The following is a 21,319-nucleotide window of genomic DNA, read 5'->3' as shown; positions in this document are numbered from 1 at the left end:
AAGAAATGAAACCGGTAATTGCACTTGTAGGCCGTCCCAACGTCGGCAAATCGACGTTGTTCAACAGGCTCACCCGCAGCCGCGATGCGCTGGTGGCGGACCTGCCCGGCCTGACGCGCGATCGTCACTACGGCGAAGGCCGGGTCGGCGAACGTCCGTTCCTGGTGATCGATACCGGTGGCTTCGAACCCGTCGCCAAGGACGGGATCATGTATGAGATGGCCAAGCAGACCAAGCAGGCGGTGGTCGAGGCCGACATCGTGGTGTTCATCGTCGACGGCCGCCAGGGATTGACGCCGCACGACAAGACCATCACCGACTTCCTGCGCAAGTGCGGCCGTTCCGTGCTGCTGGTGGTCAACAAGTCCGAAGGCATGAAGTACACCTCGGTCACCGCCGACTTCTATGAGCTGGGTATGGGCGATCCTTACGTGATTTCCGCTGCCCACGGTGATGGCGTGGCCGACCTGGTGGAAGAAGCCCTGGATCAGGTCGACGCCCAGCGCGCCCAGGAGCCGGAAGCCGAAGAGCCGGCAGTGCGCGGTACCAAGATTGCAATCGTCGGCCGTCCCAACGTGGGCAAGTCGACTTTGGTCAATACCCTGCTGGGCGAAGAGCGCGTGATCGCCTTCGACATGCCGGGCACGACCCGTGATTCCATCGAGATTCCCTTCGAACGCGAAGGGCGTCATTACACCCTGATCGACACCGCCGGTATCCGCCGCCGTGGCAAGGTCTTCGAGGCCATCGAGAAGTTTTCCGTGGTCAAGACCCTGAAATCGATTTCGGACGCCAACGTCGTGCTGCTGCTGCTGGATGCGCAGCAGGATATTTCCGAGCAGGATGCCCACATCGCCGGTTTCGTGCTGGAGTCGGGCAGGGCGCTGGTGGTGGGTGTGAACAAATGGGATGGCATGGAAAGCGACCAGCGCAACCAGATCAAGATGGATCTGGAGCGCAAACTGAATTTCCTTTCCTTCGCCAAGTTCCACTTCATCTCTGCCCTGAAGTCGACCGGCATCGGTCCGCTGATGAAGTCCATCGACTCGGCCTATGCTGCCGCCATGGCCAAGCTGAGCACCCCGCGCCTCACGCGCGCACTGGAAGAGGCGCTGGAGCACCAGCAGCCGCGCCGCAAGGGTTCGATCCGCCCCAAGCTGCGCTATGCTCACCAAGGTGGCCAGAATCCGCCGGTGGTGGTGATCCACGGCAATGCACTGGAAGCCATCGACGACAACTACAAACGTTATCTGGAAAAGCACTTCAGGGAAACTTTCTCTCTGGTGGGCACTCCACTGCGTATCGAGTTCAGGTCGGGCAAGAATCCTTTCATCCGGCAGGAAAAATAATCGTAAATCCTGCTATTCGATCAATGTTTTTGGCGTTGGAGCGAAAATCGTTTAAATTGAATAGCATAAAGTTGGTCAAGCACTTGATTTTCCTTGAAGTGCCTCCAAGTCCTAATCACAACAACACCGTGGAGCTGCCATGAGCAACAAAGGGCAATTGTTACAAGACCCATTCCTGAACGCATTGAGAAAAGAGCACGTTCCCGTCTCTATCTATCTGGTCAACGGCATCAAGCTGCAAGGCCATGTGGAGTCTTTCGATCAATACGTGGTCCTGCTGCGCAACACCGTTACGCAAATGGTTTACAAACACGCCATCTCTACCGTCGTGCCTGCACGTGCGGTCAACCTCAGTCTCGAATCCTCGTCCGACGAATAATGGTCTACCTGGCCGGCTTGACGCCGTGGGCATTTTGACATGCGTGCCGCGTTAGTCGGCCTGGACTTCGGCAAGAACGATTTCGCCGCTAGTCTGGATGAGCTCTTCCTCCTGGCAAAATCGGCTGGTGCGGAACCGGTGATCACCATCACCGGCCGCCGTGCCAGTCCGGATGCCGCTCTCTTCGTTGGTACCGGCAAGGCGCAAGAAGTCGCTGACGCCGTCGCCGACCTCCAGCTCGAACTGGTCATTTTCAATCACGCTCTTTCACCGGCCCAGCAACGTAACCTGGAGCGGGTGCTGAAGGTGCGTGTGCTCGACCGTACCAGCCTGATCCTCGACATCTTCGCCCAACGGGCCAAGAGTCACGAGGGCAAGGTGCAGGTCGAACTGGCCCAGCTGCAGCACCTGGCTACCCGCCTCATTCGCGGTTGGACCCACCTGGAGCGGCAGAAGGGCGGTATCGGCCTGCGCGGTCCCGGTGAAACCCAGCTGGAAACCGACCGCCGCCTGCTGGGCGAGCGCGTCAAGGCGCTGCGTGCGGTGCTGGCCAAGCTGCGCCGGCAACACGCCACGCAGCGCCGAGCGCGCGGACGCAGTGAAACCTTCTCGGTCTCGCTGGTGGGTTATACCAACGCCGGCAAGTCGACCATCTTCAACTCGCTGGCCAAGGCCGGCGTGTATGCCGCCAACCAGCTTTTCGCCACACTGGACACGACTTCCCGTCGCGTCTACCTGGGCGAGGTCGGGCACGTGGTGATCTCCGACACCGTGGGTTTCATCCGCGAACTGCCTCACCAGCTGGTCGAGGCTTTCCGTGCCACCCTGGAAGAGACCATCCACGCCGACTTGCTGCTGCATGTGGTGGATGCCGCCAGCCCGGTGCGCATGGAGCAGATCGAGCAGGTCAACCTGGTCCTGAAGGAAATCGGTGCCGACCACGTGCCGCAGATCCTGGTCTGGAACAAGATCGACGCCGCCGGTCTGGAACCGACGGTCGAGTATGACGAGTATGGTAAAATCCAGCGGGTTTTCGTCAGTGCCAAGTCTGGTGCTGGCCTGGATCTGCTGCGCGAAGCGATCGCCGCTTCGCTCAAGGCCGCCTTGGAGGCCAGGGGTCGCAGCCGTTCCCAGCCAGTCGATTCCGAAGACATGCACGCTTGAGCCGTTCGAGGGGACGGTTCGTTGCACGTTCCTGGCGCGCATTCCTCCTAGATTCTCTTAATCCATCACTTCAGCCGGAACGCAAACGCATGCTTGTGTCTTTATTCAGGAAAATCGGTGTCAAGTTTTCGTTGAACGACCCCCAATGGGGACGTGGTTCGCAAAACGACAACCGCGAGAATCAGAATAACGGAAGTAACGGCGACAAACGGCCCGAAAAACCGTCCGGCAACAACGACGGCCCGCCTGACCTCGACCAGCTCTGGCGCGACTTCAACCAGCGCATCGCCGGCCTGTTGGGCCGCAAGGGCGGTGGTGGTTCCGACGGCGGCAACGGTGGCGGCGGCTTCAATCGTGGCGACGTCAAGGGTGCCGGCATCGGCGTGGGCGTGATCGCCGTGATCGTGGCCTTCCTCTGGCTGGCCAGCGGCTTCTTCATCGTTCAGGAAGGCCAGACTGCCGTGGTCACCACCTTCGGCCGCTACAGCCATACCACGCTGCCAGGCTTCAACTGGCGCTGGCCGTATCCCATCCAGGGCCACGAGATTGTCAACATGTCGCAGGTCCGCACTGCCGAGATCGGCTATCGCGGCAACGTGCGCAACAAGCAGTTGAAGGAATCCCTGATGCTGACCGATGATGAAAACATCATCGATATCCAGTTTGCCGTTCAGTACAAGCTCAAGAATGCCGCCGAATGGCTGTTCAACAACCGTGACCCGGATGATTCCGTGCGCCAGGTTGCCGAAACGGCCATCCGTGAAATCGTCGGCCGCAGCAAGATGGACTTCGTCCTCTACGAAGGGCGTGAAAAGGTGGCGCTCGACGTGAGCCAGCGCATGCAGCAGATCCTGGATCGCTACAAGTCCGGCGTGCAGATCACCAACGTCACCATGCAGGGCGTGCAACCGCCTGAACAGGTGCAAGCCGCCTTCGACGACGCCGTCAAGGCCGGCCAGGACCGTGAGCGCCTCAAGAACGAAGGCCAGGCCTATGCCAACGACGTGATTCCGCGCGCCTCCGGTGCCGCCTCGCGCCTGCTGGAAGAAGCCGAAGCCTACCGCTCCCGCGTGACCGCCAACGCCGAAGGTGATGCCTCGCGCTTCACCCAGGTGCAGGAAGCCTATGCCAAGGCCCCGGCCGTCACCCGCGACCGCATGTACCTGGAAACCATGCAGCAGATCTTCGCCAATACCACCAAGGTCATGGTCGATGCCAAGAATGGCAGCAACCTGCTGTACCTGCCGCTGGACAAGCTGATCCAGCAAAGTGCCGGCGATGCGGCCCCGGCCAGCGGCAAGGCCCCGGCATCGTCGACCGTGCAGCCTTCGGCGGGCGCGGCGTCCACCACTTCGACTGCAGGAAACGACACTGTGTATTCTTCCGAGCTGATGCGAGATTCGAGAAACCGCGATCCCCGTGATGCGCGTGATAGGGAGGTGCGCTGATGGGCCGCCTCGTCACTTCCGTCATCGTCGCCGTCGTGGCGATCTGGCTGGCTTCATCCACCATCTTCGTGGTCGACCAGCGTTCCTCGGCCATCGTCTTTGCCCTGGGTGAAGTCAAGCAGGTCATCAGCGAACCCGGCCTGCACTTCAAGCTGCCGCCGCCGTTCCAGAACGTGATGTACTTGGACAAGCGCATCCAGACCCTGGATACCCCTGACGCCGACCGTTTCATTACCGCCGAAAAGATGAACGTGCTGGTCGATGCCTACGTCAAGTGGCGCATCGTCGATCCTCGCCTGTACTTCGTCAGCTTCGGTGCCGACGAGCGCCGCACGCAAGATCGCCTGTCGCAGATCGTCAAAGCGGCGCTGAACGATGAAATCACCAAGCGCACCGTGCGCGAAGTGATTTCCAGCCAGCGCAACAACGTCATGGATGCCATCCAGGCCCGGGTGGCCAACGAAGCCAAGCAGATCGGCGTGGAAGTCATCGACGTGCGCCTGCGCCGTGTGGACTACGTGGACCAGATCAACAACTCGGTGTTCGAACGCATGAAGTCCGAACGTGTGCGAGTCGCCAATGAGCTGCGTTCCACGGGTGCTGCCGAATCCGAAAAGATTCGTGCCGACGCCGATCGCCAGCGCGTGGTGATCCTGGCCGAAGCCTATCGTGAATCCGAAAAGATCCGTGGTGCCGGCGACGCCAAGGCGTCCCAGATCTACGCCCAGGCCTTCGGCCAGAACCCGGACTTTTACAAGTTCTATCGCAGCCTTGAAGCCTACCGTGCCAGCTTCAAGAACCGTCACGATGTGATGGTGGTCGATCCGAGCTCGGAGTTCTTCAAGTACTTCAAGGGAGTCGGCGGCGGCAATTCCAGCGCTGCGAAGAAGTAAAAATCCGCTTATCAGGCGATAATGTGAACAGTTCTGCGCCGCCGCGTATTTCCGGCGGCCAGGGCAAACCGGATGGATGCCGCTGGTAAAGGGCATCTTTCCTTTTTTGGTCGGACACAATGTGCCGGGGTGCAATTTTCCCGACGTGCAAGAAGAGGGGCGGCAGGCATTCCCGGACCGCCCCGATTGTTCGTCTGGGCGGCTGCTTCTGATCTGGCTGTCTGAACCACGCAAGTACGCAAACCGTTTTTTTCTGCTTTGACTTTTGTTTATGCCTAACTGGCTTCTTCCCGAAAACATCGCCGATGTCTTGCCCTCCGAAGCGCGCAAGATCGAGGAACTGCGCCGGCGCCTGCTCGACAATTTCCGCCTCTATGGCTATGAAATGGTCATGCCGCCGCTGCTGGAGTACCTCGAATCGCTGCTCACCGGTGCCGGCCAGGATACCGACCTGCGCACCTTCAAGCTGGTCGACCAGCTCTCCGGCCGCACCCTGGGCGTACGCGCCGACATGACCACGCAAGTGGCGCGCATCGACGCCCACCTGCTCAATCGTGCCTCGGTCACCCGCCTGTGCTATGCCGGCAGCGTCCTGCATACGCGCCCGACGGGCTTGCACGCTACCCGCGAACCGATCCAGATCGGTGCCGAGATCTATGGCCATGCCGGCATCGAAGCCGATGCCGAGATCCAGGAACTGGCCCTCAATTCGCTGGCCCTGGCCGGCATGCGCACCATCCGCCTGGACCTGTGCCACGTCGGCGTGCTGCGCGCCATCATTGCCAACGATGCCGGTGCCAAGCGTGATGAAGCCCAGCTCTTCGGCCTGCTGCAGGCCAAGGATGTGCCGGGCTTGAAGGAAATCACCGCCTCCTATCAGGAAGGCACGCGCGCAGCCTTGCTGGCGCTGCCCAACCTGTACGGCGACATTTCGGTCATCGCGCGCGCACGCATCACCTTGCCGGCGCTGCCCGGCATTGGCCAGGCGCTCGACGAGCTGCAGGCCGTAGTGGAACTGGCAGCCGGCCATGAAGGCGCGGCTGTCACCATCGATCTGGCCGACCTGCGCGGCTATCATTACCACAGCGGCGTGATGTTCTCAGCCTATGTGCCGGGCCTGCCCAATGCGGTGGTGCGCGGCGGCCGCTACGACCATGTGGGTGAAGCCTTCGGCCGTGCACGGCCGGCCACCGGCTTCTCCTTGGACCTGCGTGAACTGGCACGACTGATGCCGGGCGCAGAACGAAAGCGCGCCATCCTCGCCCCTTGGGGCAGGGACGCCGGTCTGCGTGAGAAAATAGCGCAATTGCGGCAAGCGGGAGAGATCGTGATCCAAAGCCTTCCCGGCCACGAAAACGATCAGGACGAATTCGATTGCGATCGCGCACTCGATTTCAGCAATGGAAACTGGATTATCAAAAACTTGGGTTGAGTCATGTTACAGAACAGCAATGCAAAGAATGTCGTCGTCATCGGTACGCAATGGGGCGACGAAGGTAAGGGCAAGATCGTCGATTGGCTGACCGATCACGCCCAGGGCGTGGTGCGTTTCCAGGGCGGCCACAATGCCGGCCACACGCTGGTCATCGGCGGCAAGAAGACTGCGCTGCAACTGATTCCCTCGGGCATCATGCGCGAAGGCGTGGCTTGCTACATCGGTAACGGCGTGGTGCTGTCGGTGCCCGACCTGCTGCGCGAAATCGACAAGCTCGAAGCCGCCGGCGTGGAAGTCTGCTCGCGCCTGAAGGTGTCGGACGCCTGTCCGCTGATCCTGCCGTATCACGTGGCGCTGGACGTGGCGCGTGAAGCGGCCCGTGGCGTGGACAAGATCGGCACCACCGGCAAGGGCATCGGCCCGGCCTACGAAGACAAGGTGGCCCGTCGCGCCATCCGCGTGGCTGACCTGCTGAACGAAAAGCGCTTTGCCGAAAAGCTGCTGGCCAACCTGGACTACCACAACTTCGTCCTGACCCACTACCTGAAGACCCAGCCGGTGGACTACCAGAAGACCCTGGACGATGCCCTGGCCAACGTGCCGCGCATCAAGCCCATGGTCACCGACGTCTCCAGCGACCTGTACGCCATCCACAAGGCCGGCGGCAAGATCCTGTTCGAAGGCGCGCAAGGTAGCCTGCTGGACGTGGACCATGGCACCTATCCGTTCGTCACCTCCAGCAACTGCGTGGCCGGCAATGCCGCCGCCGGTGCGGGCGTGGGTCCGGGCATGCTGCACTACATCATGGGCATCACCAAGGCCTACACCACCCGCGTCGGTTCGGGTCCGTTCCCGGCTGAACTGCCGACGGACGCCGGCACCGGCAAGCACCTGGCGTCGGTCGGCCATGAATTCGGTACCGTCACCGGCCGTGCGCGCCGCTGCGGCTGGTTCGATGCCGCCTTGCTGAAGCGTTCGGTGCAGATCAACGGTGTCTCCGGCATGTGCCTGACCAAGCTGGACGTGCTCGATGGCCTGGAGTCGCTGAAGCTGTGCACCGGCTACAAGCTCAACGGCAAGACCGTGGACATCTTCCCGGTCGGCGCTGAAGAAGCCGCTGCCTGCGAGCCGATCTATGAAGAAATGCCCGGCTGGTCCGAGACCACCGTCGGCGCCAAGACGCTGGACGCTCTGCCGGCCAACGCCCGCGCTTACATCAAGCGCATCGAGGAACTGGTGGGCGTGCCCATCGACATGATCTCCACCGGCCCGGACCGCGAAGAGACCATTGTCCTGCGCCATCCGTTCAAGTAATTCACCACGCAATCGCCCGCAAGGGCACAAGGCACTACGAAGCAATCAACAATATGAAGATCTCTGACGACAAAGACCTCTGGGTCTCCTGGGACGATTACAACCGCCTGATCGAACGACTGGCATTGAAGGTCTACGAATCCGGCTACCAGTTCGACCAGGTGCTGTGCCTGGCGCGCGGCGGCCTGCGCCCGGGTGACGTGATGTCGCGCATTTTCGATGTCCCGCTGGCCATTCTCTCGACCAGCTCCTACCGGGAAGCTGCCGGCACCATCCGCAGCTCCCTGGACATCGCCAAGTACATCACCATCACCAAGGGAACCCTGGGTGGCCGCATCCTGCTGGTGGACGACCTGGTTGATTCCGGCGTCACCCTGCAGAAGGTGATGGTCCACCTGAAGGAACATTACCCGTCCGTCACCGAGATCAAGAGTGCCGTCCTTTGGTGGAAGGCCTGCTCGGTCGTGGAACCCGATTTCCACATCGACTACCTGCCGACCAACCCCTGGATTCACCAGCCGTTCGAAGAATATGACGGCCTGGGCCCGCATCAGCTGGCGGCTTGGATCAAGAAGGGTGCCTGATCGTTCGCTTTGGTTTGAATGAAGCTGATGTCAGACGTGAAAAGAGCTTGCCGCGGCAAGCTCTTTTTTTCGTCTGTTGATGACCGGTGCAACGCTTCAGGACCACGGAATGATCTTGCGTTCCTTGAAGGTGTCGAAGAGCTGATAGAACATCTGCTCCGTCTCCACATACTCGTGAAAGCCCAGGCGCCGGGCCTTGCTGCCATCGCCGAACATGTCGTAGTCCCACGAGAACACGAAGTCGGCAAATTCCCATGCCGACAGTGAAGCATAAGGATGCTGCTTCAAGCCATGTGCTGTGACGATCCTTTCCCACAACGGCGCCTTGTCCGCCATTACCTCGGCCAGTTTCAGCGGCAGCGGCGTGCCCACTTCCATGCCGAAATAACGGGCGATCTTCGGCCACATCTCGCTCCAGCGGAACAGGTCGCCATTGCCGATGTTGAAGGCCTGGTTGGCAGCCGCTTCGGTGGTGGCGGCCCATACGGTGCCCTTGGCCAGCAGGCGGGCATCAGTCATTTCGACCAGCTTGTCGTAGGCCCCTGGCTTGCCGGGAAAGCGCAGCGGCAGCCCCAGCGCCTTGCTCATGCAGGCATACAGCGCAATGGCCAGCGCCAGGTTCATCGGATTGCCCAGGGCAGCGCCGCCCACGACCGCCGGACGCGGTGCCGACCAGCTCCAGCAGCGGCCTGACTCGACGCGCCGCTGTTCCAGCCAGCGCTGCTGGTCGAACATGAACTCGGGCGGCATGAACTGCGCATCGCTTTCGCGCGCCGGCGTCTTGAACGGGCCAAGATGGCCGCCATAGACTTTGTAGCCCTGCATCAGGCTGATATGGCGCAAGCCGGGCGCGTGGGCTTCCACCGTCTGCACCGTGTTCTGCAGCATGGCCAGGTTGGGGGCCACCAGTTCGCTCCAGCTGGGGCGATGCTGATAGGCCGCATAGAACACGTGGGTGACGTGTTCCAGCGGGGCTAGCTGGCGTCTGGCATCGCTGGCATCGAGCAGATCCACGGAAACGTGGCGCAGTCGTTCCTGCTTGCGGTGCTCACCACCCCGGCGCGACAGGCCGATGACCTCCCACTGCGGCAGGGACAGCAGGTGCGCGATCAACTGGCTGCCGATCACGCCGTGGGCTCCCACTACCAGGGCGGTCTGGCGCTGCGGCGGGGAAGTGCTTGGGGTCTGGGTCATGGCGGGCTCCGTCAATCAGATGGGGGTAGTCCGTTCGGTGCGGGCCAGGGCGGCCGGTCGTGCATCCATCTTCCAGCTCACCAGGGCCACGGCAATCCCCGCCAGCGGCAGCAGCGCCGCCACGTAAGGCACTGCATGCAGGCCCGGGCCATGATCGATGGTCACGCCACCCAGCCAGGCACCCGCAGCATTGCCCAGGTTGAAGGCCGCGATATTGGCCGATGAGGCCAGGTTGGGCGCACCGGTCGCCTTTTCCAGCACGCGCATTTGCAGCGGCGGCACGGTGGCGAAGGCCGCCATGCCCATCAGGCCCACGCCGATGATGGCGGCGATCTTGTTTTCATTGGTGAGCCCGAACAGCACCAGTACCACCGCCAGCAGCACCAGGCTGCCCAGCAGGGTGGCCATGAGCTTGCGGTCGGCCAGCCTGCCGCCGGCCAGGTTGCCGATCACCAGTCCCAGGCCGAACAGCAGCAGGATGGGCGAGACCGCCGACGCCGGGAAACCGCTGATGTCGGTCAGGATCGGAGCGATGTAGGTGAAGGCCGCGAACACGCCGCCAAAGCCCAACACCGTCATCAACAGCCCCAGCATGACCTGCGGACGCATGAGCACGCGCACTTCCTTGCCGAAGTCGGCTTCTTCACCGCCTTGCGAGCGCGGCACCAGCACGGCGGTCGCAGCCAGCGCGATCACGCCGATGACGGTGACGGCCCAGAAGGTGGCGCGCCAGCCATAACTCTGGCCCAGCCAGGTGCCGAAGGGCACGCCCAGCACGTTGGCCACCGTCAGGCCGGTAAACATCAGGGCGATGGCCGAGGCCTGCTTCTCCTTGGGGACCAGGCTGGTGGCTACCACCGAACCGACACCGAAGAAGGCACCATGGGCGAAGGAGGCCACCACGCGCCCGATCATCAGCGTGGCATAGCCCGGCGCGATGGCGCAGGCCAGGTTGCCGATGACGAAGACCACCATCAGCGCGATCAGCAAGGTCTTGCGCGGCAGGCGTCCGGTGGTTGCCGTGACCAGCGGGGCGCCCACGAACACGCCCAGCGCATAACCGGTCACCAGCAGACCGGCCGAAGAGAGGCTCACGCCCAGGTTGGTCGCTACTTCGGGCAGCAGACCCATGATGACGAACTCGGTAGTCCCGATGGCGAATGCGCTGATGGTCAGCGCCCAAAGTGCAATTGGCATGGCAATCCTTCCAGAATGAGGAGTAATGAGGGTTTCCGGCTGCAGAACCCGAAATGGAGTCGCAGCGATGTGAAGGATTGTGCGCGCAGTCTTTGTTGAGAAAAATGCCGTTACAATCAAAGAATATTTGATCTGGAGTCAACAATGAGTATTCAGTCCGAGGAATTGCGCACCTTCGTCGCGGTCGTTGAGGCCGGCACGCTCTCGGCTGCGGCCGAAGTGCTGGAGCAGACCACCTCCGGGGTGAGCCGCGCGCTGTCGCGGCTGGAGGAGAAGCTGGGCGCGAGCCTCTTGACCCGCACCACGCGCCGCATGGAGCTGACCGAAGAGGGCGAAGCCTTTCTCGAGCAGGCGCGCGCCATCCTGGCCGCCATGGAGCAGGCCGAAGACACGGTGCGCATGCGCACGCGCAAGCCGGTCGGGAAGTTGCGCGTGGATGCGGCCGTGCCTTTCATGCTGCACTGTGTGGTGCCGCATGTGGGCGCTTTCCGCGCGGCCTATCCGGAGATCGAACTGGAGCTGACCACCAACGACCGCTTCATCGACCTGGTCGAGCAGCGCGCCGACATCGCCATCCGCATCGGCGAGTTGCAGGACTCCACCTTGCATGCGCGGCCCCTGAGTTCGGCGCGCCTGAACATCGTGGCCAGTCCCGATTACCTGGCCCGCCACGGTGCGCCGGAGTCGGTGGAAGCACTGGAACAACATCAGCTGATCGGCTTTTCCCAGCCGGACAGCCTCAATCACTGGCCGCTGCGCCACACTGCGGGAGACCGCTATCAGGTGCGTCCGGCGATTCGCGCCTCCAGCGGCGAGACCATTCGTCACCTGGCCCTGCAGGGGCAGGGCATTGCCTGCCTGTCCGACTTCATGACCGCGGCCGACCTGGCGGCAGGCCGCCTGGTGCGCCTGCTGGATCATTACGATAGCGGCTTCCGTCAAAAGATCTCGGCGGTGTACTACCACAACACCCAGCTATCGCGCCGCATCAGCTGTTTTCTGGATTTTTTGCAATGCAAGCTGTAAATCGGAAACGTTTTGCCATTATTCCAGTCTGAGCGCCAGCACTGCCGCAAGGGGGAAGGATCCTGTGGCTGTCATCACGACAAGATTGATCCGGAGAGAACAAGATGAAGCAAACGGAAAACGCCATGGCCACAGGCCGTCCATCGATCGCGGCGATGTGCCGCGCACCGCTGCAAGGGCTGCTGCTGGCCGGGGCGGCCTTGCTCAGCCTCGGCACGGCCACGGCGCTCACCGCACCGGCTGCGTATGCGGCCAATGCCAGCGTGCTGTCCTTTTCGCCGCAGGGCGAAGTGCAGCGCATCCGCCAGGTGCGGGCGCGCTTCTCGGAATCGATGGTCAAGTTCGGCGACCCCAAGGCGGCCTCGCCCTTCGATGCCGATTGCGCCATCAGCGGCACGGCACGCTGGGCTGATGACAAGAACTGGGTCTACGACTTCGAACGCGACCTGCCACCCGGTACCCGCTGCAGTTTCAATTTGCGTGCGGATGCCCGTTCCGTCGCCGGCAACACGGTCAGCGGCAAGACGCGCTTCCAGTTCAGTACCGGCGGCCCGGCGGTGAGCCGCGTCGAACCCTACAGCGGCGCACAGATTGCGGAAGACCAGGCCTTCATCCTGTTCCAGAACGGGCCGGCCACCGGGGCTACGGTTCGCGACCACCTGTATTGCGAAGCCGAAGGCATCAATGAGCGCATCCCCACCAAGGCCGTCGGCGACGCTGATCGCAAGGCCTTGCTGCAGCAGTTCGCCAAGGGCTCGGACCCGGCGTCGGTCACCATCGTGCAGTGCCAGCAGCGCCTGCCCAACGAGGCCCACGTGAAGCTGGTCTGGGATCGTGGCATTGCCGCTGCCAATGCGCCTTCCATCGTGACCTCCAAGCCGCAGGTCTTCAATTTCCAGGTGCGCAGCGAATTCGCCGCCAGCCTCTCGTGCCAGCGCGAGAACGCCAACGCTGCCTGCTCGCCCATCCTGCCGGTCACCTTGTCGTTCTCGGCCCCGGTGCCGCGCAAGCTGGCCGAGCAGGTGGTGATGAATGCCACCACCGGCAAGATCAAGCCCACACTGGAAGGCGACAAGGACGAAGCCGTGCGAGAGCTGCGCTTCAAGCCGCCGTTCCCGGAGAAATCCGACTTCACCATCAGCCTGCCTTCCGGCTTCAAGGATGAAGATGGGCGCACCCTGGCCAATGCAGGAGCCTTCCCGTTGAAATCGGCGCTGGCGGATTTCCCGCCGCTGGCCAAATTCCCGGCCGCCCCCTTTGGCATCATCGAGCTCAACGCTGATCCCACACTGCCGGTCACCCTGCGCCGCGTGGAAGCCGGGCTGCTGGTACGCGGCAAGGATGGCCGCGCCATGCCCGGCCAGGTCGCGGATCTGAAAGTGGATGGCGACAAGGCCGTCATCGCCTGGCTCACGCGCCTGAACAAGTATCACGAGAAGTGGGGCGATCCGAAGAAGGTGGATACGCGCAGCGTCAGCCTGCTGGCCAAGGAACCCGGTGCGAAGAAACTCGATCTGCCTGCACAGAAGGACGCCAAGGAGGGCGAATGGCCCTTTGAAGTGATCGGCATTCCCCTGAAGGATCCGGGCTTCTACGTGGTCGAACTGGAATCCCAGAAGCTGGGCGCGTCGCTGCTGGGCAAGCCGCAGCCGATGTATGTGCGCACCAGCGCGCTGGTGACCAACCTGTCGGTGCACGTCAAGCTGGGCCGCGCCAATGGCGCCGTCTGGGTAACCCGGCTGGACGATGCCAAACCGGTAGCCGATGCCGAGATCCGCGTCTCCAATTGCGACGGCACCCAGCTCTGGCAGGGCAAGACCAACGCCAGCGGCGTGGCCATGATGCCGGTGCTGGAAGATGCCTGCGTGAACCGCGGCTACAGCGCGGAGAACGCCGACAAGATCAGCGGCCTCTTCGTGAGCGCGCGCAAGACCGACGAGAAGGGCCGCCAGGACATGGCCTTTGCGCTGACCTCGTGGAATGAAGGCATCGAATCCTGGCGCTTCAATTTGCCGACCGACATGGACAAGTCGGCCACCACCCGCGCCACTACCATCTTCGACCGCACCCTGTTCCGTGCCGGCGAGACGGTCTCGATGAAGCACGTGATCCGCACCGAGACCATGCAAGGCTTCGGCCTCATGCGCAAGGAAGACCTGCCTACGCGGGTGCGCATCAGCCATCTCGGCAGCGGCCAGCAATACCAGTTCCCGCTGAACTGGCGCGGCAACAAGAGCGCCGAGACCAGCTTCACCCTGCCCAAGGAAGCCAAGCTGGGCAGCTACGAGGTTGTGCTCGACCAGGGCACGGTCGATCCCGCTGCCGGCAGCAATGCCAATGGCCAATCCGATGACGGCGACAATGAAGCAGGCTACGGCCGCGGCACCTACGTCACCGGCAGCTTCCGCGTGGAGGAATTCCGCCTGCCCCTGATGCAGGGGCGCATCACGCCACCCAAGGGCGCGCAAGTGGCCATCAAGGAGCTGCCGCTGGATCTGCAGCTGAACTACATCAATGGCGGTGCGGCTGCCAACCAGGCGGTGCGGGTGTCGTCGTTGTTGCGGTCACGTTCGGTCAACATCACGGGTTACGACGGTTTCTCCTTCGATGCGCCGCGTAATGACGATGACAGCAATGCTGATGACCAGAAGATCGTCGCCGACAAACTCGCCGTCACGCTCGACAAGAACGGTGCCGGCCGCGCCGTCATCGGCAAGCTGCCCGCGCTGCAACGCCCGCAGGAACTGCTCACCGAGATGACCTACAGCGACCCCAATGGCGAAGTGCAGACCATCTCCAACGTCACGCCCCTGTGGCCGTCGGCGGTGGTGGTGGGCCTGCGCACCGGCAACTGGGTCTCGGTGAAGAAGAAGCTCACGCTGACCGCCGTCACCCTCAATACCGCTGGCCAGCCGCAAGCCGGTGTGCCGGTGGAAATCCGTGGCCTGGCGCGCAAGACCAATTCGCACCGCAAGCGCATGGTCGGCGGCTTCTACGCTTATGAAAACGACGAGAGCAAGCAGGACCTCGGCAAGCTCTGCTCCGGCAAGAGCGACCAGCATGGCATGTTCAGCTGCGATACCGAATTGTCCGAAGCGGGCAATGTGGAATTGATCGCCAGCGCCAAGGATGGCAATGGCAATGCGGCTGCCGCCCGTTCCTCGGTGTGGGTCACCGGACGCGGCGAAGTCTGGTTCGATGGCGAGAACCAGGACCGCATCGACATCCTGTCCGAGAAAAAGAATTACCAGCCCGGCGAGACCGCCAACTTCCAGGTCCGCATGCCGTTCCGCTACGCTACCGCGCTGGTCGCGGTGGAGCGTGAAGGCGTGATCGATACGCGCGTGGTGCAGCTGTCCGGCCAGGATCCCACCATCAGCGTGCCGATGAAGGCCGAGTATGGTCCCAATGTGTATGTGTCGGTGTTGGCCGTGCGCGGCCGCATGCGCGAGGTGCCGTGGTATTCCTTCTTCATCTGGGGCTGGAAGGAACCGATCAACTGGTGGCATGAATTCCGCGAATACCAGGGACCGGGCCCCATCGTCGATCTCTCCAAGCCGGCCTGGAAATTCGGCATCGCCGAAGTCAACGTGGGTGACGCGGGCCATCGTCTGCAAGTGGCCGTCAGCACCGACAAGCCGGCGTATCCCATCCGCGCCACGGCCAAGGTCCAAGTGCAAGTGAAACTGCCCAACGGCAAGCCCGCCGCCGGTGGTGAATTCGCCCTGGCCGCCGTCGATGAAGCCCTGCTGGAACTGCAGCCCAATGGCAGCTGGGATGTGCTGCGCGCCATGCTGCAACGTCGCAGCTACGGCGTCGAAACATCAACGGCCCAGATGCAGGTGGTTGGCAAGCGCCACTACGGCAAAAAGGCCACGCCCGCTGGCGGGGGCGGTGGCCGTGCGCCCACGCGTGAACTGTTCGATACCTTGCTGGTATGGAAGCCCAATGTCACGCTGGATGCAGACGGCAGGGCACAGCTGGATGTGCCGCTCAATGATGCGCTGACTTCCTTCCGCATCGTCGCCATCGCCGAGAATGGCATCAGCGATTTCGGCACCGGCAGCATCAGCATTCGCTCCACGCAGGATGTGCAGGTCATCTCCGGCCTGCCGCCGCTGGTGCGCGAGGGCGACAACTTCAACGGCAGCGTCACCGTACGCAATACCACCACGCACGATATGACGATCAAGGTCGCCGCGCGTGCGCAAGGTGGTACTACGGCGAGCACGCTGACTCTGCCGGAACGTGAGGTGAAGATCGCAGCCGGACAGTCTGCCGAAGTCATGTGGCCGGTGCAGACGCCGGAAGGCATCAACCAGCTGGCCTGGGAAATCAGCGCCCAGGAGCAGGGCGGACAGAAAGCGCGAGACGCCATGAAGTTCACCCAGCGCGTCGTCCCGGCCGTGCCGGTCACGGTGCAGCAGGCCACGCTGTTCCAGCTGGACAAGAGTGCCGCCATCAACGTCGCGCGACCTGCCGACAGCCTGCCGGGACGCGGTGGCCTGGCGCTCTCGCTCAAGCCCAGCCTGGCCGGTGGCAGCGATGCGCTCACGCGTTACTTCGTCAACTATCCCTTCGCCTGCCTGGAGCAGAAGACGTCCAAGGCCATCGGCCTGCGCGATGAAGCGGCATGGCAGAAGATCGTGGCCGACCTGCCGACCTATCTGGATGGCGACGGCCTGGCGTATTACTTCCCGCCCAGCGACAGTGGCGCGCGCCGCGGCAGCGATACGCTCACGGCCTATCTGCTGGCTGCCACCAACGAAGCCGGCTATGCCATCCCGCAAGCCAGCCGCGACAAGATGCTGGATGGCCTCGCGGCCTTCGTGGAGGGCAAGGTGATGCGCGATTTCTGGTCGCCGCAAAAGGATCTGGACGTGCGCAAGCTGGCCGCCCTGGAAGCGCTGTCGCGCTACAACCGTGTGCAACCCGCGATGCTGGGTTCGATCCAGATCAATCCCAACGTCTGGCCCACCTCCGGCCTGCTGGACTGGATCGGCATCCTGCAGCGCGTCTCTGCCATCCCCGAGCGCGACAAGAAGCTGGAGCAGGCAGACCAGATCCTGCGTGCCCGCCTGAACTTCCAGGGTACGCGCATGGGCTTCTCCAATGAAGAGGGCGATTACTGGTGGTGGCTCATGAGCAGCGCCGATGCCAATGCCAACCGCCTGATCCTGCTGGAGCTGAACAACCCTGCCTGGCGCGAGGACATGCCGCGCCTGATCGCCGGTGCCATCGGCCGCCAGCAGCGCGGTCACTGGAGTACCACCACGGCCAACGTCTGGGGCAGCCTGGCGCTGGAGAAATTCGCTCGCAAGTTCGAATCAGAACCTGTTACCGGCACCACGCGTGCCACGCTGGAGCAGAACGGCACCAGCACCGCCACCCAGAGCCTGGCCTGGAGCGGTGCCGCCAACGGCGGCAAGCTGCAGCTGCCCTGGCCGGAAGGCAGTGCGCAGGGTGGCAGCGTGCGCCTGACGCAAGAGGGCAACGGCAAGCCCTGGGTGACCTTGCAGAGCCTGGCAGCGGTCCCCTTGAAGCAGCCTTTTGCTGCTGGCTATCGCATCACCCGCAAGGTCGAGGCCATCGAGCAGAAGCAGGCCGGTGTATATACACGGGGCGATGTGCTGCGCGTGACGCTGGACATCGACGCGCAAGCCGAGATGACCTGGGTCGTGGTCAGCGATCCGGTGCCGGGCGGTGCGACCCTGCTGGGTTCCGGCCTGGGCCGCGACTCGGCCATTGCGCAGGGCAAGCAGGAGGCTCCGCGTGATCGTGGCATGGGTTGGCTGGCCTATGAAGAGCGCAGCTTCGAAGCCTATCGCGCGTATTACGAGGCCATGCCCAAGGGCCGCACCAGCATCAGCTACACGGTGCGCCTGAACAATGCGGGTGAATTCAACCTGCCGCCCACACGCGTGGAAGCGATGTATGCGCCGGAAATGTTCGGTGAAGTCCCCAATGGCAAGCTGGTCGTGAAGGCGGCGCAGTGATGCGCATGGCCGCATGCACCATCCGGCCCGGCGCGCTGGTTTCGATCAGCGCGCTGGTGCTGGCTCTGCTGATGCCCACCGCAGCCAGTGCCGTGCCATCGTTCAACGAAGTACAGCGCGACTTCCTGCCCTCGGAAGCCAGCCTGCTAGACCGCAATGGCGAGCTGTTGCAGCGCATGCGCGTGAACATGGACGAGCGCAAATTGTCCTGGGTCAAACTGGAAGACGTATCCCCGGCGCTGCGGCATGCCCTGGTGGCCTCCGAGGACCGGCGTTTCTATCAGCACAGCGGCATCGACTGGAGCGCTGTAGCTGCCTCGGCCTGGGGCAACCTGTGGAATACGAAGACACGCGGTGCCTCCACCATCACGATGCAACTGGCGGGTTTGATCTATGACGATCTGCGCCGCAAGTCCGGCGTGCGTTCGCTCACGCAGAAAGTATCGCAGGCGTGGATTGCACAATCGCTGGAGCGCAACTGGCGCAAGGACCAGATCCTGGAAGCCTATCTCAACCTGGTAGCCTTCCGGGGCGAGCTGGTAGGCGTGCATGCGCTGTCGCGCGTGATGTTCGGCAAGCATCCGAGCGGACTCGACCAGGGCGAGGCGGCCATCGCGGTCGCGTTGATCCGTGCGCCCAATGCGACGCCGCGCCGCGTGACCGAACGCGCCTGCGCCATTCTCAAGGAAGAGGGCGCAGGCGAGCAGTGCAGCGGCATGGATGGCCGCACCGAGCTGGCGTTGGCGCGCGTGTCCGCCAAGCGTGATTTGCCGGGGACGAGCGATTCACCGCAGCTGGCGCCGCATCTGGCCCGCAAGCTCTTGAATGCACCGGGGCAGCAATTGCGTTCCACGCTGGACGCGCCCTTGCAGCGCTTTGCCACGCAAGCCCTGCGTCATCAACTGGCCGGACTGGCCGAGCGCAACATCGAGGATGGTGCCGTCATCGTCATCGACAATGCCACCGGCGAGGTGCTGGCCTGGGTCGGTTCCAGCGGCCCGCTGTCGGCGGCGGCCAATGTGGATGGGGTGGTGGCGCAGCGGCAGGCGGGCTCGACGCTCAAGCCTTTCCTCTACGAACTGGCCATCGAAAAGAAATGGCTGACGGCCGCGTCCCTGCTGGATGATTCTCCGGTCAACCTGGCCACCTCGGCCGGGCTCTACATTCCGCAGAACTACGACAAGCAATACAAGGGACTGGTGAGCCTGCGCACGTCGCTGGGTTCCTCGCTCAATATCCCTGCGGTGCGCACGCTGGTGATGGTCACGCCCGAGCGCTTCTTCCGTCGCTTGCAGGCGCTCGGTTTCAACCTGCGCGAGAGCGGTGATTATTACGGCTACAGCCTGGCGCTGGGCAGCGCCGACGTCACGCTGGCCAACCTGGCCAATGCCTATCGCGTGCTGGCCAATCAGGGCCGCTACACGCCCTTGCGCACGCGGCTCGATGAAGCGCGCACGCCAGCGCGCGCCACGCAGGTGATGGACGCCGATGCGGCCTACATTGTCGGCGACATCCTGTCCGACCGCAGTGCGCGCGCGCGGACCTTCGGTCTGGAGAATGCGCTGTCCACCCGCATCTGGACGGCGGTGAAGACCGGTACTTCAAAGGATATGCGCGACAACTGGTGTGTCGGCTATTCCTCGCGTTATACCGTAGGGGTATGGGTCGGAAACGCTTCTGGCGCGCCGATGTGGGACGTGTCCGGCGTGACCGGTGCGGCACCGGTGTGGCAGGAGGTCATGCAATATCTGCATGAACGAGGCCGCAACGGCGGACGTGATGCGGGCAACGGCCCGCCCGCAAAACCGGCCGGCGTGCAGGCGCAGATGATCCGCTACGAGCAGGATGTGGAAGCAGCGCGCACCGAATATTTTTTACCGGGCACCGGCCAGGCCGAGATCCGCCTGGCGCATGCGCGCGATATTCGTCCGGCCATCACTTATCCCACCACAGGCATGCTCGCTGCGCTGGACCCCGATATCCCGCCTGCGCGCCAGCGCATCCGCTTCCGCGCCCAAGGCGCGCCAACCGGCAGCCGCTGGGTGCTGGATGGGAAGGTGATGCCGCAGGAGGTCATGCAGGCGGGCAGGGTACAGGCGCAGAAGGTGGCGGCCAACTTCACGGCCGCTGGGGAAGAAGCCTTGGACTTCGACTGGATGCCCTGGCCCGGCAAGCATGTGCTGGTGCTGCAGGACAAGCAGGGCAAGGCGCTCGATAGCGTGCGCTTCGAGGTCAGGGGGGCGGTAGTGCGCAATGAATCCAAGGCTGGTGGACCAGCGCGCAAATAATGCGTGCTGCAGGGCCCAGCACAGATCCCTTCCGGCCCATTTCTAGCGCTTGCTGCCGCGCTTGCCGGTCTGCAGCAGTTCGCGCATTGCCTGCAAAGGCAGTTCGCGGCTGCGGCCTCGGCGCAGCACCAGGGAAAACTGCGACTGGTAGCCAAACTCGGAAGGCAGCAAGACTTTCAATCGTCCCTGCTCGACCCATGACTGCGCATAGTGCTCCGGCAGATAACCGATATAGCGGCCCGAGAGGATCAGGATCAACTGCGCTTCCATGCTTTCCACTGTGGCCACGCTGCGCTTGAAACCGTGCCGGCTCAGCTCGGTCTGGCTCCAGTAACTGCGGCTGACCACGCTCATTTCCGAGACGGCCGAGGCGCGCAGGTTGCGCTGCTGGAAGCAGGGATGCCGGTCGCTGCAATACAGCCACTGCTGCTCGCGGTAGAGCGGCTGATAGACCAGGCCGTTGGCCTTGGCGGGGAAGAAGCCCACCGCGATGTCGAGGTCATTGTCCAGCAAGCCCTTCTGCAGTTCGTAGGGGCTGCGGATGAGCAGGTTCAGGTGCATGCCCGGAAACTTGCTGGAAAAGACGCCGATGGCCTCCGCCATCGGCAGGGAGGGATCGGTCACCGTCGTATCGAGCACCCCTATCGTCAGCGTGCCGCCCAGTTCGCCCTTGAGCGACTGGGTATAGCGTTCGAAACTGTCGACCTCACCCAAGACGCGCAGCGTTTCCGAGAGCAGCAGTTCCCCCTTGTCAGTGAGCGCGAAACCACCCCGGCCACGCCGGCAGACGGTAAAGCCGACATCGCTCTCCAACTGGGCCATGTAGGTGCTGATGGCCGAGGTCGTCAGGTTCAGCTCCTGCTGGGCCCTGGCAAATCCCTGGTGGCGGACCACTGCGGCGAATATGCGCAGCAACTTGAAATCGATGCCTGGGGTCATGGATAAATCGTCTTTGCATGGAGGAGGGCGCGCGTTCAGTGCCCGAAATCAGTTTCGAATTCTAACAACTTATTATTTGATTACAGCTATCTTTTGATAACTATCGGCCATTG

Annotated in this window: 14 protein-coding genes; 11 read left to right on the top strand and 3 right to left on the bottom strand. The window is 62.9% G+C overall.

All coding sequences use genetic code 11. The features are described 5' to 3' along the window. Window positions 1–5 precede the first annotated feature (5 nt). From der to MKD49_RS00445, 8 genes are all read left to right on the top strand, one after another. Window positions 6–1,349 (top strand): ribosome biogenesis GTPase Der, encoded by a 1,344-nt coding sequence (gene der / locus MKD49_RS00480; protein WP_039785362.1) that lies wholly within the window; start codon window positions 6–8, stop codon window positions 1,347–1,349. A gap of 139 nt (window positions 1,350–1,488) precedes the next feature. Beyond that, on the top strand, window positions 1,489–1,728 hold the full coding sequence (hfq, locus tag MKD49_RS00475) for an RNA chaperone Hfq (RefSeq protein WP_006463311.1): 240 nt from the start codon (window positions 1,489–1,491) through the stop codon (window positions 1,726–1,728). 39 nt (window positions 1,729–1,767) lie between these two features. Further along, on the top strand, window positions 1,768–2,892 hold the full coding sequence (gene hflX / locus MKD49_RS00470) for a GTPase HflX (RefSeq protein ID WP_121041887.1): 1,125 nt from the start codon (window positions 1,768–1,770) through the stop codon (window positions 2,890–2,892). Window positions 2,893–2,981: 89 nt separating this feature from the next. Continuing rightward, window positions 2,982–4,340 carry an FtsH protease activity modulator HflK gene (gene hflK, locus MKD49_RS00465; protein ID WP_121041885.1) on the top strand — a complete coding sequence of 453 codons (1,359 nt, stop codon included), beginning with the start codon at window positions 2,982–2,984 and terminating at the stop codon, window positions 4,338–4,340. Next, window positions 4,340–5,233: a protease modulator HflC gene (gene hflC, locus MKD49_RS00460; protein WP_121041883.1), complete on the top strand. Its 894-nt coding sequence runs from the start codon at window positions 4,340–4,342 to the stop codon at window positions 5,231–5,233. Before hflK ends, hflC begins: the two co-directional genes overlap by 1 nt. A gap of 271 nt (window positions 5,234–5,504) precedes the next feature. Then, the gene (locus tag MKD49_RS00455; protein ID WP_134135982.1) at window positions 5,505–6,665 is read left to right on the top strand and encodes an ATP phosphoribosyltransferase regulatory subunit; all 1,161 of its coding nucleotides are present in this window, start codon (window positions 5,505–5,507) and stop codon (window positions 6,663–6,665) included. Between the two features lie 3 nt (window positions 6,666–6,668). After that, entirely contained in the window at window positions 6,669–7,982 is a 1,314-nt protein-coding gene (locus tag MKD49_RS00450; RefSeq protein ID WP_088753376.1) for an adenylosuccinate synthase, read from the top strand. A gap of 53 nt (window positions 7,983–8,035) precedes the next feature. Then, window positions 8,036–8,566, top strand: a complete 531-nt coding sequence (locus MKD49_RS00445; protein ID WP_034332511.1) for a phosphoribosyltransferase — start codon at window positions 8,036–8,038, stop codon at window positions 8,564–8,566. Window positions 8,567–8,662: 96 nt separating this feature from the next. Here the strand turns inward: MKD49_RS00445 and MKD49_RS00440 are convergent, their stop codons facing one another. Further along, window positions 8,663–9,760, bottom strand: a complete 1,098-nt coding sequence (locus tag MKD49_RS00440) for an SDR family oxidoreductase (protein ID WP_252695152.1) — start codon at window positions 9,758–9,760, stop codon at window positions 8,663–8,665. 15 nt (window positions 9,761–9,775) lie between these two features. Further along, entirely contained in the window at window positions 9,776–10,957 is a 1,182-nt protein-coding gene (locus tag MKD49_RS00435) for an MFS transporter (protein ID WP_252695151.1), read from the bottom strand. Between the two features lie 144 nt (window positions 10,958–11,101). On the opposite strand from MKD49_RS00435, the gene MKD49_RS00430 reads away from it, so the two are divergent. The 3 genes from MKD49_RS00430 (at window position 11,102) to pbpC (ending at window position 20,267) form a co-directional block, all read left to right on the top strand. Next, window positions 11,102–11,983 (top strand): LysR substrate-binding domain-containing protein, encoded by an 882-nt coding sequence (locus MKD49_RS00430; protein ID WP_252695150.1) that lies wholly within the window; start codon window positions 11,102–11,104, stop codon window positions 11,981–11,983. Window positions 11,984–12,087: 104 nt separating this feature from the next. Next, window positions 12,088–17,979: an alpha-2-macroglobulin gene (locus MKD49_RS00425; protein ID WP_252695149.1), complete on the top strand. Its 5,892-nt coding sequence runs from the start codon at window positions 12,088–12,090 to the stop codon at window positions 17,977–17,979. Beyond that, the gene (gene pbpC / locus MKD49_RS00420) at window positions 17,979–20,267 is read left to right on the top strand and encodes a penicillin-binding protein 1C (RefSeq protein WP_252695148.1); all 2,289 of its coding nucleotides are present in this window, start codon (window positions 17,979–17,981) and stop codon (window positions 20,265–20,267) included. Before MKD49_RS00425 ends, pbpC begins: the two co-directional genes overlap by 1 nt. 42 nt (window positions 20,268–20,309) lie before the next feature. Here pbpC and MKD49_RS00415 read toward each other — a convergent pair whose 3' ends face one another. After that, a complete protein-coding gene (locus MKD49_RS00415) occupies window positions 20,310–21,206 on the bottom strand; it encodes a LysR family transcriptional regulator (protein WP_252695147.1) in 897 nt (298 codons plus the stop codon). Window positions 21,207–21,319 lie beyond the last annotated feature (113 nt).

The sequence above is a fragment of the Herbaspirillum sp. WGmk3 genome (assembly GCF_023952535.1).
Classification (GTDB): domain Bacteria; phylum Pseudomonadota; class Gammaproteobacteria; order Burkholderiales; family Burkholderiaceae_D; genus Herbaspirillum; species Herbaspirillum huttiense.
This window is presented reverse-complemented; position numbering and strand designations above follow the sequence as displayed.